Source organism: Variovorax sp. V35, assembly GCF_041154465.1.
Classification (GTDB): Bacteria; Pseudomonadota; Gammaproteobacteria; order Burkholderiales; family Burkholderiaceae_C; genus Variovorax; species Variovorax boronicumulans.
On record NZ_AP028666.1, the window covers coordinates 6,827,447 to 6,843,443 of the forward strand.

The 15,997-nt window shown below is 72.2% G+C and carries 13 protein-coding genes; 6 read left to right on the top strand and 7 right to left on the bottom strand.

The window, feature by feature from the left end:
• Positions 1-10 precede the first annotated feature (10 nt).
• On the top strand, positions 11-1,054 hold the full coding sequence (locus ACAM42_RS31590) for a serine/threonine protein kinase (RefSeq protein ID WP_369630500.1): 1,044 nt from the start codon (positions 11-13) through the stop codon (positions 1,052-1,054).
• Here the strand turns inward: ACAM42_RS31590 and ACAM42_RS31595 are convergent, their stop codons facing one another.
• Positions 1,055-1,951, bottom strand: coding sequence for a LysR family transcriptional regulator (locus ACAM42_RS31595; RefSeq protein WP_369630501.1), 897 nt, complete (start codon positions 1,949-1,951; stop codon positions 1,055-1,057).
• Between the two features lie 90 nt (positions 1,952-2,041).
• Here ACAM42_RS31595 and ACAM42_RS31600 point away from each other — a divergent pair, with 90 nt between their 5' ends.
• Genes ACAM42_RS31600 through ACAM42_RS31620 form a run of 5 tightly spaced genes read left to right on the top strand, consistent with a single transcriptional unit; the run spans position 2,042 to position 7,389 of the window.
• Positions 2,042-3,751 carry an acyl-CoA dehydrogenase family protein gene (locus tag ACAM42_RS31600; protein WP_062481089.1) on the top strand — a complete coding sequence of 570 codons (1,710 nt, stop codon included), beginning with the start codon at positions 2,042-2,044 and terminating at the stop codon, positions 3,749-3,751.
• 34 nt (positions 3,752-3,785) lie between these two features.
• Entirely contained in the window at positions 3,786-4,775 is a 990-nt protein-coding gene (locus ACAM42_RS31605) for a Bug family tripartite tricarboxylate transporter substrate binding protein (protein WP_369630502.1), read from the top strand.
• A 37-nt stretch (positions 4,776-4,812) separates the two neighbouring features.
• Positions 4,813-5,781: a tripartite tricarboxylate transporter substrate binding protein gene (locus ACAM42_RS31610; protein WP_369630503.1), complete on the top strand. Its 969-nt coding sequence runs from the start codon at positions 4,813-4,815 to the stop codon at positions 5,779-5,781.
• Positions 5,782-5,797: 16 nt separating this feature from the next.
• Complete coding sequence (locus ACAM42_RS31615; RefSeq protein WP_369630504.1) at positions 5,798-6,244, top strand: PaaI family thioesterase; 447 nt, start codon at positions 5,798-5,800, stop codon at positions 6,242-6,244.
• Entirely contained in the window at positions 6,241-7,389 is a 1,149-nt protein-coding gene (locus ACAM42_RS31620) for a CaiB/BaiF CoA transferase family protein (protein ID WP_369630505.1), read from the top strand. The genes ACAM42_RS31615 and ACAM42_RS31620 overlap by 4 nt, the downstream gene beginning before the upstream one ends.
• Positions 7,390-7,401: 12 nt before the next feature.
• Here the strand turns inward: ACAM42_RS31620 and ACAM42_RS31625 are convergent, their stop codons facing one another.
• From ACAM42_RS31625 to ACAM42_RS31650, 6 genes are read right to left on the bottom strand one after another with little or no spacing between them, the layout of a single operon-like run.
• On the bottom strand, positions 7,402-8,391 hold the full coding sequence (locus ACAM42_RS31625) for a Bug family tripartite tricarboxylate transporter substrate binding protein (protein WP_369630506.1): 990 nt from the start codon (positions 8,389-8,391) through the stop codon (positions 7,402-7,404).
• Positions 8,388-9,602 carry a VWA domain-containing protein gene (locus ACAM42_RS31630; protein WP_369630507.1) on the bottom strand — a complete coding sequence of 405 codons (1,215 nt, stop codon included), beginning with the start codon at positions 9,600-9,602 and terminating at the stop codon, positions 8,388-8,390. The genes ACAM42_RS31625 and ACAM42_RS31630 overlap by 4 nt, the downstream gene beginning before the upstream one ends.
• Entirely contained in the window at positions 9,599-11,947 is a 2,349-nt protein-coding gene (locus ACAM42_RS31635) for a DUF5682 family protein (RefSeq protein ID WP_369630508.1), read from the bottom strand. The genes ACAM42_RS31630 and ACAM42_RS31635 overlap by 4 nt, the downstream gene beginning before the upstream one ends.
• Before the next feature lie 13 nt (positions 11,948-11,960).
• Positions 11,961-13,040: an AAA family ATPase gene (locus ACAM42_RS31640; protein ID WP_369630509.1), complete on the bottom strand. Its 1,080-nt coding sequence runs from the start codon at positions 13,038-13,040 to the stop codon at positions 11,961-11,963.
• Positions 13,037-14,599, bottom strand: coding sequence for a DUF5691 domain-containing protein (locus ACAM42_RS31645; RefSeq protein ID WP_369630510.1), 1,563 nt, complete (start codon positions 14,597-14,599; stop codon positions 13,037-13,039). Before ACAM42_RS31645 ends, ACAM42_RS31640 begins: the two co-directional genes overlap by 4 nt.
• Entirely contained in the window at positions 14,596-15,945 is a 1,350-nt protein-coding gene (locus ACAM42_RS31650; RefSeq protein ID WP_369630511.1) for an SWIM zinc finger domain-containing protein, read from the bottom strand. The genes ACAM42_RS31645 and ACAM42_RS31650 overlap by 4 nt, the downstream gene beginning before the upstream one ends.
• Between the last annotated feature and the right edge of the window lie 52 nt (positions 15,946-15,997).

Genomic DNA, 15,997 nt, shown 5'->3' on the forward strand with positions numbered 1-15,997 from the left:
CAATCGCCGCATGACCCCTTCTTCTGTCGCGCCCGCGAACACCCATCCTTACGAGAGCCTCACGCCTGACGTGGTGCTCGACGCGCTCGCGACACTCGGCCTGCACGGCGATGGCCGCCTCACCGGCCTGAACTCCTATGAAAACCGGGTCTACCAGGTCTACCTGGAAGACCCGAACCCTCATCCTGCGGTGGTGCTCAAGTTCTACCGCCCCGGCCGCTGGAGCGAGGCCGAGATCCTCGAAGAGCACGCCTTCTCGCTCGAACTGGCCGCCGGCGAGGTGCCGGCCGTGCCGCCGCTGGCCTTCGACGGCAAGACGCTGCACCACCACGCCGGCTTTGCCTTCAGCGTGAGCCCCTACCGCGGCGGGCGCGCGCCCGAGCTGGACAACTTCGAGGTGCTCGAATGGGTGGGCCGCTTCCTGGCCCGCATCCACACGGTGGGCAGCGCCAAGCCCTTCGAGGCCCGCCCCGCGCTCGACCTGCAGACCTTCGGCCTGGACTCGCGCGACTGGCTGCTCGAGAACGACAAGATCCCGCTCGACATGCAGCGCGACTGGGAAAAGACCTGCAACGAGGCGCTGGACATGGTCCGCGCCACCGCCCTGGCACTGCAGCCGCCGGCCTCCGACTTCAAGCCCCGCAAGCTGCGCCTGCACGGCGACGTGCACCCCGGCAACATCCTGTGGACGCCCACCGACCGCCCCGGCGGCGGCCCGCACTTCGTCGACCTGGACGACGCGCGCACGGGCTTCGCGGTGCAAGACCTGTGGATGCTGCTGTCGGGCGACCGCGCGCAGCGCACGGCGCAGCTGTCGGGCCTGCTCGACGGCTACGAGCAGTTCCGCGAATTCGACCGCCGCGAGCTGGCGCTCATCGAGCCGCTGCGCACGCTGCGGCTCATCCACTACAGCGCCTGGCTGGCGCGCCGCTGGGAAGACCCGATCTTCCCGATCAACTTCCCGTGGTTCGGCTCCAGCGACTACTGGAAGGGCCAGATCCTCGTGCTGGAAGACCAGTGCGAGCAGATGGCCGAAGAGCCGCTCTACGCGTGATCACTGAACGGCGTTCGCGGCAAGGCTCTGCGCCACGCCTTCGAGCAGCCGCTCGACCAGCACATTGACCGGCCCGGTGCGCCACACGCCGTAAGCCTCCGACTGCGCCACCGCGCGGTCGAGCGGGCGGAACACCGCGCCGCGCAGCGCCGAGTGCCGCATCGCCTGCGGCACCAGCGCCACGCCCATGCCCTGCGACACCAGCGACACCACGGCCAGCCAGTGCCGCACCTCGTGGCGCACCTCGGGCAGGAAACCCGCCTCGGCGCAGATCGACAGGATGCGCTCGTGGTAGTCGGGTGAGGCTTCGCGCGAGAACAGCACGAAGGGCTGCGCACGCAGGTCGGCCGGCGCCAGCACGCGCTTGCGCGCCAGCGCATGGCCCGCGGGCAGGCAGGCCACGAAGGGCTCCGACAACAGCAGCCGGTGCTGCAGCTCGGCCGGCATGCGGCTGGTGTGGACAAAGCCCAGGTCGAGCCGGTCGTGCAGCAGCTCGGCGATCTGCACGCCGGAGTTGAGTTCGCTCAGCGTGATGCGCACCGCCGGATGCCGCGCCTGGAACGCGCGCAGCGCGGGCGGCAGGCCGCGGTAGAGCATGGCACCCACGAAGCCGATGCGCAGCCGGCCCGCCGAACCGGTGGCCACGTCGCGCGCCTCCAGCGCGGCTTCTTCGGCCTGCAGCAGCACGCGCCGCGCCGACACTCGCAACGCCTCGCCCGCCGGCGTGAGCCGCACCTCCTTGCTGTTGCGCTCGAACAGGCGCGCGCCCACCGAGTCTTCGAGCTGGCGGATCGCCACCGACAGCGGCGGCTGCGAAATGGCCAGCCGCCGCGCGGCGCGTCCGAAGTGCAGCTCTTCGGCGAGCACGGAGAAGTAGCGCAGGTGCCGCAGTTCCATGAATAGTCAAATCAAATCGTACGAGACCAAATCAATATTAGACACGGATCGTTGCCAACTCAACAATGCGGCGAACCAGGAGACGCCCGCATGCCCACACCCGCTGCTTCCGCTGCCACAGCCGCCGCGCACCCGATCCCCGATCGCCACGGCCAGAACCTCTTCACCACCGACACCGAGCTGCACACGCTGCTCGCGCTGTACCTGCCCGAGGCCCTGCGCACCCACATGCGCCCGCACTTCGAGCGCCTGGGCGGCCTGGCGGGCGGCCTGCTGGACGACCTGGCCGGCACCGCCGACCGCAACCCGCCCACGCTGAAGCAGCGCACGCGCACCGGCATCGACGAGCAGAAGGTCATCAAGCACCCGGCCTATGTCGAGATGGAGCGCCTGGCGCTCAGCGAGTTCGGCCTGGCCGCCATCTCGCACCGCGACGAGACGCTGGGCTGGGCCGGCAAGATGCCGCCGCTGGTCAAGTACGTGCTGACCTACCTGTTCGTGCAGGCCGAGTTCGGCCTGTGCTGCCCGGTCTCGATGACCGACTCGCTCACGCGCACGCTGAAGAAGTTCGGCGCGCCCGAGCTGGTCGCCAAGTACCTGCCGCGCTTGACCTCGCTCGACTTCGACGAGCTCGCGCAGGGCGCGATGTTCATGACCGAGCAAGCCGCCGGCTCCGACATCGCCGCCACCGCCACCACCGCGCAGCGCCAGGCCGACGGCAGCTGGCGCCTGGCCGGCGACAAGTGGTTCTGCTCCAACCCCGACGCCGGCTTTGCGATGGTGCTGGCGCGCGCCGACGACGCGCCCGCGGGCATGAAGGGCGTGTCGCTGTTCCTGCTGCCGCGCGAGCTCGACGACGGCAGCCTCAACCACTACCGCATCATCCGGCTCAAGGACAAGCTGGGCACGCGCTCGATGGCCAGCGGCGAGATCCGCCTCGAAGGCGCGGTGGCCTACCTCGTGGGCGAGGAAGGCCGCGGCTTCCAGCAGATGGCCGACATGGTCAACAACTCGCGCCTGTCCAACGGCGTGCGTTCCGCCGGCCTGATGCGCCGCGCGGTGGCCGAGGCCGAGTACATCGCCTCCGAGCGCCGTGCCTTCGGCCGCGCGCTCGAGCAGATGCCGCTGATGCAGCGCCAGCTCGACAAACTGCGCGTGCCGTCCGAGCAGGCCCGCACCATGGTCTGCCAGACCGCGCAGGCGCTCGCGCGCTCCGACGCCGGCGAGCCCGATGCGTATGCGCTGCTGCGCATCCTCACGCCGCTCATCAAGTTCCGCGCCTGCCGCGATGCGCGCCAGGTCACGGGCGACGCGATGGAAGTGCGCGGCGGCTGCGGCTACATCGAGGAGTGGAGCGACCCGCGCCTCGTGCGCGACGCGCACCTGGGCTCGATCTGGGAAGGCACCAGCAACATCGTCGCGCTGGACGTGATCCGCGCCGTGAAGCGCGAAGGCTCGCTGCCCGTGCTGCGTGCGCACGTCGAGAAGCTGATCGGCGACGCCACCGAACTCACGCCGGCCTTCGCCGCCGCGCTGCGCGACACCATGGCGCGCGCCTGCGCCCTGGCCGAGACCGCCGCGCGCGAAGGCGGCGACGTGCTCGCGCGCCAGGCCGCCTCGGCGCTGTACCACTGCACGAGTGCCGCCGCGATGGCGTGGGAGGCCTCGGCCGGGGGTTCCGCCGCGCGCCTGCGCTGGGCGCAGCTGGTGCTGCTGCACCGCGTGCTGCCGCGCGATCCGCTGGCGCCCGACGCACTGCCCGCCGACTGGCACGCCGCCCTGGTGCGCACGGCCGCCTGAGCCCCTTTTTCGAGAACAACGGAGACAACCACCCATGCGACAACGACTCAGCCTCATCCTCGGCACCGCCTGCGCCGCGCTGCTGCTGGCAGCCACGCCCGCCGTGCACGCCCAGCCCGGCGCCTTCCCGACCAAGCCCATGACGCTGGTCGTGCCCTTCCCGCCCGGCGGCCCGACCGACGCGATGGCGCGCACGCTCGCCGCCGAGCTGCGCGACAAGCTCGGCCAGCCCATGATCGTGGAGAACCGCGCGGGCGCCGGCGGCAACATCGGCGCCGACTACGTGGCGCGCGCCGAGGCCGACGGCCACACGCTGCTGTTCGGCACCTCGGGCCCGCTGGCCATCAACGTGAGCCTGTACCGCAAGATCAGCTACGACCCGACCAGGAGCTTCGCGCCCGTGATCCAGGTCGGCTACCTGCCGAACATCCTGGTGGTGAACCCGGCCCTGCCGGTGAAGAACGTGGCCGAGCTGGTCGCCTATGCCAAGGCCAACCCGGGCAAGCTCAGCTACGCCTCGTCGGGCAACGGCGCCTCGTCGCACCTGGCGGGCGTGCTGTTCAACTCGGTGGCCGGCACCGACCTGCTGCACGTGCCCTACAAGGGCACGGGCCCGGCGCTCAACGACCTGCTGGGCAACCAGGTCAGCATGACCTTCACCGACATCCTCACCGCGCTGCCCTACGTCAAGGCCGGCAAGCTGCGCGCACTCGGCGTGGCCACCTCGGCGCGCTCGCAGGCGCTGCCCGAGGTGCCCACCATCACCGAGCAGCTGCACAAGCCCTACGACGTGAACGTGTTCTTCGGCATCGTTGCGCCCGCCGGCACGCCGGCCGACCGCGTGACCAAACTCAACCACGCGTTCGCCGAGGTGCTCAACTCGCCGAAGGTCAAGCAGATGTTCGCCGCGCAGGGCCTGGAAGCCACGGCGGACACCTCGCCGCAGAAGCTCGCGCAGTTCATCGGCAGCGAAACGGCCAAGTGGAAGGACGTGGTGAAGAAGTCCGGCGCGCAGCTCGACTGACCGCCACGGCTCACAAGAAAAACAAGGAGACAAGAAGATGAAGACGCAACGGCTGTCACGCCTGATCGCCCTCGCCGCGCTGTTCACCGCCGCCGGCGCCGCCACCGCAGAGACCTACCCGCAACGCCCCGTCACGCTGATCGTTCCATATGCCGCGGGCGGCCCCACCGACCAGCACCTGCGCGCCGTGGCAGAAGAAGCCGGTAAGGCCCTAGGCCAGCCCGTGGTGCTCGACAACCGCCCCGGCGCGAGCGGCACCAACGGCGCCGCCGCGCTGGTGCGCGCCGCGCCCGACGGCTACACGCTGGCCGTGCTGCCGGCCTCGGTCTACCGCGAGCCCTTCATCAACAAGGTGGCCTTCGACCCCGCGCGCAGTTTCTCGTACGTGGTGATGCTGTCCGACTACACCTTCGGCCTCGCGGTGAAGGCCGACGCGCCGTGGAAGACCTGGCAGGACTTCGCGGCCGACGCCGCGCGCCGCCCGGGCAAGCTCAACGTGGGCGCCACCGGCGCCGTGGGCACGCCGCGCATCGTGATGGACGAGGCCGCCGAGATGGCGAAGGTCCAGCTCAACATGGTGCCCTTCAAGGGCGACGCCGAAGTGACCAACGCCATCCTCGGCGGCCACATCGACGCCGCGCCGCTGTCGGGCGTGGCCGTGCCGCACATCGACGCGGGCAAGATGCGCTACCTCGTGATGCTCACGCCGCAACGCGTCAAGCGCTACCCGCAGGTGCCCACGTTGCGCGAACAGGGCGTGGACGCGGTCATCGATTCGCCCTACGGCATCGCCGGCCCCGCCGGCATGGACCCGGCGCGCGTGAAGACCGTGCACGACGCCTTCCGCAAGGCGCTGGCATCGCCCGCCGGCCTGCGCGTGCTGGAGCAGCTGAACCAGCAGGCCAACGCGATGGACCCCGAGCAGTACCGCCGCTACGCGCTGGCCACCACCGCGCGCGAGAAGGAGCGCGTGGCGCGCCTGCGCCAGCGCGGCCTGCTCGACTGATCACGGAGTGCGCCGCATGCAGGACCCCGCTTTCACCAACGAGCCGCCCGGCGTGCTGTTCGGCCTGCCCATGCCGATGGCGCGCGCCTTCGCGCTGCGCGGCGAGGCCATCGGCGACGAGCGCGCACGCGTGCGCATGCCCTACAGCGCCAACCACACCAACAGCCGCGGCGACGTGCACGGCGGCGCGATCGCCGTGCTGTTCGACTGCGCGCTCTCCAGCGCCGTGCGCTCCCACGCGCCCACGGCCTTCGGCGTGGTCACCGTCGACATCACGGTGCACTACACCGCGCCCTGCGCCGGCGACGTGATCGCCACCGCCGTGTGCGAGCGGCGCGGCCGTGCGATGTGCTTCGCGCGCGGCGAGGCGCGCAACGCCGACGGCGAGCTGCTCGCGCTGGCCACCGGCACCTTCAAGCTGGTGCCGCGCACCGCTCCCTCTTCTTCCGAGTCCACCCCATGACCACCGCTTCCCCTTCGACCGGCGCCCTCGCGGGCATCCGCGTGCTCGACATCTCGCGCATCCTCGGCGGCCCCTACTGCGGCCAGATCCTCGGCGACCACGGCGCCGACGTGCTCAAGGTCGAGCCGCCGCAGGGCGACGACACGCGCACCTGGGGCCCGCCCTTCAAGGAAGGCGTGGCCTCGTACTACCACGGGCTGAACCGCAACAAGCGCGTGCAGCACCTGGACTTCTCGACCGAGGAAGGCCGCGAGGCGCTGCTGGCGCTGGTGGCCGAGGCCGACGTGCTGATCGAGAACTTCAAGACCGGCACGATGGAACGCTGGGGCATCGGTTACGAGGCGCTGTCGCAGCGCTTTCCGCGCCTCGTGTGGTGCCGCGTGTCGGGCTTCGGCGCCGACGGCCCGCTGGGCGCGCTGCCGGGCTACGACGCCGCCGTGCAGGCCATGACCGGCATCATGAGCATCAACGGCGAGGCCGACGGCGGCCCGCTGCGCGTGGGCCTGCCGGTGGTCGACATGGTGACGGGGCTGAACGCGGTGATCGGCGTGCTGCTCGCGCTGCAAGAGCGCCACCGCAGCGGACGCGGCCAGTTCGTGGAGGCGGCGCTGTACGACAGCGGTCTCTCGCTGCTGCACCCGCACGCGGCCAACTGGTTCATGGACGGCACGGCGCCGCGCCGCACGGGCAACGCGCACCCCAACATCTACCCCTACGACGCGCTGGCCACGGGCACCGACCCGATCTTCGTGGCCGTGGGCAACGACCGCCAGTTCGCGAGCTTCTGCCGCTGCATCGGCCTGCCCGCGCTGGCCGACGACCCGCTGTACCGCACCGCCGGCGCACGCTCGGTGAACCGCGACGGCCTCAAGCAGCAGCTTGAAGCCGCCCTCGCCGCCTTCGACGGCCGCACGCTGGTCGACCAACTGATGGCCGCCGGCGTGCCCGCCGCGCCGGTGCTGCCGGTGGCGGCGGCGTTGCAGCACCCGCACACGCTGCACCGCGAGATGGTGGTGGAGATGGAAGGCGGCTACCGCGGCATCGGCGCGCCGGTGAAGCTCAGCCGCACGCCGGCCAGCTACCGCCATGCGCCGCTGACGCCGGGCGACGCCTTCCTGCCGAGCGACGACAGCGCGGAGCGCTGATCTGTCGCGCGCTCAGTCGAGCGAGAGCTTGAGCGCGCGGATCAGCGGATGCCAGCGCGCCGACTCGCGCGCCAGCAGCGTTTCGAACTCGGCCGGCGTGCCGCCCACCGGCTCGACGCCGGCCTCGGCCAGGCGGCGCTGCACCACCGGGTTGTGCAGCGCACTGGCCACCGTGCGCTGCAGCCGCGCCACCACCTCGAGCGGCGTGCCCGCGGGCGCCACGAGGCCATGGAAGATCGCGGCCTCGACCTTCGGCAGGCCCAGTTCCGCGAAGGTCGGCACGCCCGGCCATTGCGCCAGGCGCGCAGGGTTCGCCACCGCCAGCACGCGCAGCCGGCCGCCCTGGATGAAGCGGCGCGCCGTGGCGAGCTCGCCCATCGCGAACGGCAACTGGCCGCCCGCCACCTCGACCAGCGCGGGCCCGGCGCTGCGGTAGGGCACGTGCACCATCTCCAGCCCGGCCTCGCGCGCCAGCAGCGCCATCGCGAGGTGCTGCGCGCTGCCGTTGCCGGCCGAGGCAAAACTGAAGCGGCCCGGAAAGGCGCGCGCGTCCTCGATGAAGGCACGCGCATCGCGCACGCCGCTGGCCGGGCCGACCAGCAGCACCATCGGCAGCCGCACCAGTTGCGTGACCGGCGTGAAATCGCGCGACGGGCTGTAGCTCAGGCTGCGGTACAGCGCCGGGTTGAACACCCACATGCCGTTGTCGGCCGACAGCACGGTGTGGCCGTCGGCCGGTGCGCGCGCGGCCTCGAGGGCGGCGAGCGCGGTGTTGCCGCCAGGGCGGTTCTCGATCTGCACCGGCTGGCCCGTGTCGATGGTGAGCTGGGCACCGATGGCGCGCGCGACGACGTCGGCGATCGCGCCCGTCGGGAACGGCACGATCCAGCGGATCGGCCGCGCGGTGTCGTCGGGCTGTTGTGCCCAGGCGGTGCCCGCCGCCAGCCCCAGGAATGCGGCCAGCCGCCGCCGTTTCAGGTCCGGCAGGCGGCGCGGCGTCACGGCGCGGCCCGGCTGGTCTTCAGGCCCTGCCCCGCGGCCCAGGTCGACACGTCCTCGCGCTTGATGGCCGCGGCCATGAGGCCGGGGAACGCATCGGGCGTGCAGGCGAACGAGGGCACGCCCAGCGCAGCGAGCTTGGCGGCCAGGTCGCGGTCGTACGAGGGCGCGCCCTCGTCGCTGAGCGCCAGCAGCGCGATGAACTGCACGCCGGCCTCCACCAGCTGGTGGGCGCGGCGCAGCAGGCCGTCTTCCACGCCGCCTTCGTACAGGTCGGAGATGAGGATCAGGATGGTGTTGCGCGGCTCGCGCACCAGCGTCTGGCAGTAGCCCACGGCGCCGTTGATGTCGGTGCCGCCGCCCAGCTGCACGCCGAACAGCAGGTCGACCGGGTCCTGCAGCTGCTCGGTCATGTCGACCACGGCAGTGTCGAACACCACCAGCTTGGTCGACACCGCCGGCAGGCTCGCCATCACCGCGCCGAAGATGCTCGAATAGACCACCGACGCGGCCATGGAGCCGCTCTGGTCGATGCACAGGATCACTTCGCGCTGCGGCTGGCGCGCCTTGCGCCCGTAGCCCACCAGCGTCTGCGGCACCACGGTGCGGTACTCGGGCTGCCAGTGGCGCAGGTTGGCGCGGATGGTGCGGTGCCAGTCGATCTCCGAATGGCGCGGGCGGCGGTTGCGCTGGCTGCGGTTGAGCGCGCCGCTCACGGCGCTGCGCATCGGCTCCTCGAGCTTCTTCATGAGCTCGTCGACCACCTTGCGCACCACGGCGCGCGCCGTGTCCTTGGTGCCGGCCGGGATCACGCTCGCCAGCGCCACGAGGTTGGCCACCAGGTGCACGTCGGGCTGCGCGTTCTCGAGCATCTCGGGCTGCAGCAGCATCTGGCGCAGGTTCAGGCGCTCCATCGCGTCGCGCTGCATCACCTGCACCACCTGGCTCGGAAAGTACTTGCGGATGTCGCCGAGCCAGCGTGCCACGCTGGGCGCCGAATCGCCCCGGCCGCCGCGCTGCCCGCCCTGGCCCAGGCCGCGCCGGCCATCGGCTTCGTAGAGCGCGGCGAGTGCCTGGTCGATCTCGCGCACGCGGCCTTCGATGGCGCCGCAACTCGCGTTGGCTTCGCTGCCGAGCACGAGGCGCCAGCGTTGCAGGCGGTCGGTGGGCGGCAGGGTTTCTTCGTCGTCGGTGGGCGTTGGATTCGCGCTCATGCCTTCACTCCCAGCAGTTCCCGCAGCAGCGGCAGCGCGAGCACCGCGCGTGATTCGTCCCAGTCGGTGGCGGCCACGGCGGACGGCAAGGTGCCGCCGACCGCGCCGCGCTTGGCGCGTTCGCCGAGCGCGCGCCGGTCGGCGCCCGAGAAGTCCGCGAAGCTGCGCCGCACCAGCGGCAGCACCTGCACGAAGTGTTCTTCGCCGAGCCCCGCGAGCCAGCCGTCGACCAGCGACCACACGGCATCGTCGTGCAGCAGCACCATCGCGTTGCGGTTGAGAAAGCCCTCGAGCCAGGCCGCCGCATCGGTGGGCGGCGCGCCGGCCGAGAGGTTGCGCGCGAGTTGCTGCGAGGCGCCGTCGCTGTCGATCTGCGCGTCGTCGAGCAGCAGCCGGCAGCTCACGCCGCGCAGCAGCGGCGCGCCGGTTTCGCCGAAGGCGATGGCGCGCAATGCGTTGCGCCAGGCGGTGGTCGTTTCTTCGCCGTCGCGCAGGCGCACCGCGTCGTGCGCGCCGATGAGGCGGGTGCGCAGCGACTCGGCGGCTTCGGCGTCGAGCGCGCCGCACGCGATCGGCAGGCCGATGGCGCCGCGCACGATGAGGCTGTCGAGCACGTGCGAGAGCAGCGCGCTGTCGGTCTGGCGCACGCTGCCGTAGCGGAACACGTTGGCCAGCGGCGGCACGGCGCCGATGAGCTGCACGGCGTCGCCGGTGAGCGCGGCGCGGTCTTCGAGCGCGCGGGTCACGGCCTGCACGGCCACGGGCAGGTCGGCCAGCAGCACGGTGTCGACCTGCTCGGCCAGTGCGGTGAGCGAGGTCTCGGCCGCGAGCCCTTCCATCACGCGCGCGCTCGCGGCGTGCGCCACGGTCGCGCCGAAGCGGCTGGCCTCGATGACGCGCAGCGCGAACTCGGGCTGCCACTGCAGCTGCCACACCTCGTGGAAGGTGCCTCGGCTCGCGCGCTGGCCGGCGGTGACCTCGCCCCACGGCAGGTCGAGCAGGCGCAGGCGGTGCAGCAGATGGCTGCGCGCCAGGTCGTTGGGCTGGCGCAGGTCGAGGTCGAGCGTCTTCGCGGTGGCCTCGGGCTTCAGGCGCAGGCTCTTCTGCGCCTGTTCGAGGTCGCGCTGCAGCGGCACGGTGGGCACGTCGGCCGGCACCTGGCCCATGCGGTCGCCGACCGTGAGGCGCTCGCGGATGAGCGTGAGCGGCGCCTGCTCGCCCATGCAGATCACGCTGCGCACGGCCTCGTCGAGCTCGGGCAGGCCGGGCGCGGGGCGCTCGCGCAACGCGGCCAGCGTGTCGGCCAGGCGCGTGGCCTCGATGAGGTGGGCGGAGGAGCAGTCGAGGTCGTGCTCGCGCAGCAAGCGTGCGACGCGTGCGAGCCAGCCGGTGCTGCGCCCCGCCACCTCGTGCCCCTGCTGCCACAGGTGCTCGTACCAGCCCGGCGAATCGATGCCCGCGCCGTAGCCGCTGGCGCTCGTGAGATGCCGATAGGTCCACGGCACCCAGGTCGCGAGCACCTTGAGCTTGGGCGAGCCCTTGAGCAGCGCGGCATCGGCCTTGGCGGTGGCCGCGCCCTGCAGCGCGGGCACGTGCCAGGCACCGCAGACGACGGCGATGCGCTGGTGGCCGGCCTTGACGGCCTCGCGGATCGATTGCCGCATGAAGGCTTCGCGCCGCTGCTCGCGTTCCATCGCGCGCACGCCGCGCCGGTCTTCGGGCGTTTCGGCGCGCACGGCCGTCATGGCCTCGGCGATGGCGCCGAACAGGTCTTCGCCGTCGCCGCGTTCCTCGACCATGTGGTTCCACCAGCTCTCGCCGTCGGCATAGCCGGCGGCGTGGGCGAGCCAGTCGAAGGGGTCGTCGGGCAGCGTGTTGGCGGCCTGTTCTTCCTCGGGAGCTTCGACGGTTTCGGTGACGGGCACCGTGTCGGTCTCGTCATCGCCGAGCGGTGTTTCTTCAGGCTCTGCGGCCTTGGCCTCATCGGCCGTGCGCGCAGCCTGCTCGATTGCCATGCGGTGCGCCTGCGGCAGGTCGATGAAGCGCGTGGGCACGCCGCGCGCGGCGCCCCACTGCAGCGCCTGCCATTCGGGCGAGAAGGTGGCGAAGGGATAGAACGCGGCCAGGCCGGTGTCCTCGCTCGCGTGGATCAGCACCGCCACCGGCGGTTGCAGGTCGGCATGCGCCAGGAAGGACAGCAGCGGCTCGGCCTCGGGCGGGCCCTCGACGAGGATGCAGTCGGGCTGCAGCGACTCGAAGGCGCGCAGCAGGCTGCGCGCACAGCCAGGGCCGTGGTGGCGGATGCCGAAATAGTGCAGCGGCGAAGGCGCCGCGCTCGTGCTCATGCGCCGGCTCGCGTCAGAGTTGTTCGCGGCAGGCGCGGTAGAGGTCCTTCCAGTCGGCCCGCTCCTTGACGACGGTCTCCAGGTATTCCTTCCACACCACCTGGTCCTGCACCGGGTCCTTGATGACCGCGCCGATCAGGCCCGAGGCCACGTCGGCCGAGCGCAGCACGCCGTCGCCGAAGTGGCCGGCCAGCGCCATGCCGCTGTTGATGACCGAGATGGCTTCGGCGGTCGAGAGCGTGGAGGTGGGCGACTTGATGCGCGTCTTGCCGTCTTCGGTCTGGCCGTTGCGCAGCTCGCGGAAGATCTGCACCACGCGGCGCACTTCCTGCAGCGCGGGCGGTTCGGCCGGCAGCGCGAGCGCGCGGCCCAGTTCGCCGACGCGCTTGACGACGATCTGCACTTCCTCGGCCTCGCTCAACGGCACGGGCAGCACCACGGTGTTGAAGCGGCGCTTGAGCGCGCTCGACAGTTCGTTCACGCCCTTGTCGCGGTTGTTGGCGGTGGCAATCACCGAGAAGCCGCGCGTGGCCTGCACCTCGGTGCCGAGCTCGGGCACGGGCAGCGTCTTTTCCGAGAGCACGGTGATCAGTGAGTCTTGCACGTCGGCCGGGATGCGCGTGAGTTCTTCGACGCGCGCGATCTTGCCCAGGCGCATGGCGTGCACCAGCGGGCTCGGCACCAGCGCCTTTTCAGACGGGCCATGGGCCAGCAGCTCGGCGTAGTTCCAGCCGTAGCGCAGCTGTTCTTCGCTGGTGCCGGCGGTGCCCTGGATCAGCATGGTCGAGTCGCCGCTCACGGCGGCGGCCAGGTGCTCCGACACCCACGACTTGGCGGTGCCCGGCACGCCGTACAGCAGCAGCGCGCGGTCGGTGGCGAGCGTGGACACGGCGATTTCCATCAGGCGCGAATTGCCGATGTACTTGGGGCTGACCTCGAAGCCGTTGGCCAGCTTGCCGCCCATCAGGTAGGTGAGCACGGCCCAGGGCGAGAGCTTCCAGTTGGCCGGGCGCTGGCGGTCGTCGACCTTCTGGAGCGCTTCGAGTTCTTCGGCGAATTGCTGTTCGGCATGCTGGCGCAGGACATTGCTCATGGACGGCCTTGGGAAGAGGTTGAAAGTGAAGAAGAAGAGGAAGAAGAAGGAAGCGTGGCGACCAGCCGGCGCGCGCGCACGATGCGCGCGGTGTCGGCCAGTGCGTTGGCGAGGCCGGGGCTTTCCTCGGCCGCGCGCGGCAGGTCGGCCAGCAGCGCCAGCGCATCGAGGTGCAGCAGCGCGGCGGCGGTGCCGAGCACCTGGCGCAGCACGTAGTCGTTGACGAGGTCGCCGCGCTCGACGCGCATGCGCAGCGCCTGGGCGATGCGCAGCGACAGCGCGGCCGAGGGCGTGTCGCCGGGCGCGCAGGCCTGGTCGGCGAACGCGACGACGTCCTGCACGCCCTGCCCCGCATCGCCGAGTTGCGTCGCCCAGTGGCGCTCGCGGCGCTCGCGCGGCAGCAGCGCCAGCAGCGGGCCCACGCCGCCGCGGTGGGCGCGCGGGCGGTCGAGCAGCGCGTCGCACCAGTCGAAATCCGGCGCGGCCAGCACGGCCTCGTTCCAGCCGCGCAGCAGCGCGTCGTGCCAGTCGCCCTTGGCGGCCCAGTCGAGCAATGCAGCGGGCGTCAGGCCGGTGCGCGCGGTCCACCAGGAAAGCGGCATCTGGCGCACGAGCTGGTAGAGCCACCACGCGCGCTCGCCGAGGCTGTCGTGCGTGGGGCGCGTGGCGTCGATGGCGTCGTCCTTCCAGCGCGGGTCGGCGGCTTCGGGGGCGTTCAGTTGCCACGTCGCGCCTTGCGATGAGAGCAACGGCGCAAGGAAGGCCTCGACGCGCCGCACGTGCGCGCTGGCCGGCAGGCGCTGCAGCAGCTCGACCACGGTCTGGCGCACATCGCGCGCGCGGTCTTTCAGCTGGGCTTCGAGCAGCGCTTCGTCGTCGGGGCCAAGGTTCTCGGCCAGTGCACCGAGCAGCACGGCGCGTTCCTTGGCGGGCAGCTGCGGCAGCTCGGCGGCGAGGCGTTCGCGCGCGCCGGCCGGGTCGTCGCGGCGTTGCTCGGCCAGCACGGCGCGGCGCTGGTCGATGCTGCCTTCGTCCCAGCGGGTCTGCGTGTCGGCCTGCGCGCTGGCGCCGACGGCGTAGCGCCAGTCGTCGTTGCGCGCGGACAGCCAGCGCCCGCGCTCGCCGAGTGCGAGCACGACGGCGGGACGCAGTGCGGTGTCGCGGCGGCCGGCATCGAGCGCGGCGGGCAGCAGGCTCGGTGGCAGGCGCCAGCCAGCGGTCGAGAGCACGGCCAGCACTTCGTGCTGCAGGCGCTGCGGGCCGGCGGCGAGTGCATCGGCGATCACGGCGAGCAAGGCGGGGTCGCCGAGCGCGGGAGAGGAATCGTTGGCGGCAGGCGGTGCGTCGTCGGCGGGCAAGCCCGGCGCGACAAAACCCGCGCGACGCCCCACGGCCACGGCGCCCGCGACGCGCAGCAGCACGCCCTGCGCGGTGTCCGTGGGTTGTTGCAGCGCTTGCAGCAGCGCGCCGAAGTCGCCGGCCATGCCGTCGGCCGCCGGCACGGGTTGGCGTGCGGTACCGACGAGGGCCGTCTGCAGCAAGGTGTTCCAGTGGCTCATGTCCGCGCTCCGCTCAAGGTCCAGACGGGCGCACACGCGCCCTCGGCGGCCCACGCCGTGAGCGGCGCGAACTGTTCGCCGTCCCATTCGCCGAACACGCGCAGCGGCGCACCGCCCGAATGCGCCAGCAGCTGCCAGGCTTCGGTCGCCGCCAGTTGCATCGGCAGGGCCTGCGACGCGGCGCCCAGGCGCAGCCACCACTGGTCGCCATGCCGCGCGGGCACGGCATCGGCCCACACCAGGGGCAGCAGCGGCTGCCACGGGTTGGCCGCGATCTGTTGCGCCATGCGCAGCCATTCACCGGCTTCGTCGGAGGCGGCGACCGGTGCGGCGGTCGACGCGGCCTCGGCCGGCAGCTCGGCCACCACCGCGCGCTGCGAGGCATGGCCGGGATAGAAGCACAGCACGGCCGCGCGTTCGCTGCCGCTGACCCAGCCGGTCTCGAAGCCGCGCCCGCCGTGCGAGTAGTCGAGCAGCAGCGCGCGGCGTCCGCTCGCGCGGCCCTGCAGCCACACATGGCGCTCGACCAGCTTGGTGTCGCGCTCGTCCAGGCACTGGCCCAGCACGAGCCAGTGGTCGCTCACGCGTTCGCCGTCGGCCAGCAGCGCCTCGCGGTCCTGCGGCCAGCCGAGCGCGGCGCGCAGGTCGGCGCGCGTGGCGGGCGAGAGGCTGTCGCGGCGCGGCACCGCATCGACGATCAGTTGCAGCCGGCCCAGCCGGTCGAGCAGCCGCGCGGGCCAGCCTTCGCCGGCACCGATCAGTTCGGCCGCCTGCGTGATGCGCTGGCCGAGCCCCGGCGCCTGCGCATCGACCATGCGCGCGGCCATGGCGGCCCAGCCTTCGGCCTGCTCGCTGCCGAGCGCGGCCAGGCCGCGCTGGGTCTGGTCGTCGAGCCAGCGCGCGAGCTCCTGCACGCCGGCCTCGATGCGCTTCCAGCGCTGCGCGTCGCGCTTGGCGGCCGCGGCGGGATCGGGCGCGGCCGCCGGTTCGGCGGCGCGGGCTTCTTTCTTCTCGGCCTTCTCGCGGCGCGAGGCGAGCCAGTCGGCCACCCACGGCGGCGGCGCGCCGGCGGTGAAGCTGGCTTCGCTCTGTGCGCGCAGCAGCATCAGCGCCAGGCCGTGCTTGCAGGGGAATTTGCGGCTCGGGCAGGAGCAGCGGAACACCGGGCCCGACAGGTCGACCTGCGTCTGGTACGGCTTGCTGCCGCTGCCCTGGCATTCGCCCCAGACGGCGTCGTCGGAATGCGCGAGCGTGGGCCACTTGGCGGGCGCGAGCAGGCCTTTGGCGGCCTTCGCGGAGGCGTCGTCCGGCGCGAGCGCGAGGACGGCTTCGGTACTGAGACTCATGGAAAGGGCAGCCTCGCGCCGGGCCGCGGCGCGGTCAGGGGTGGGAGGGGCG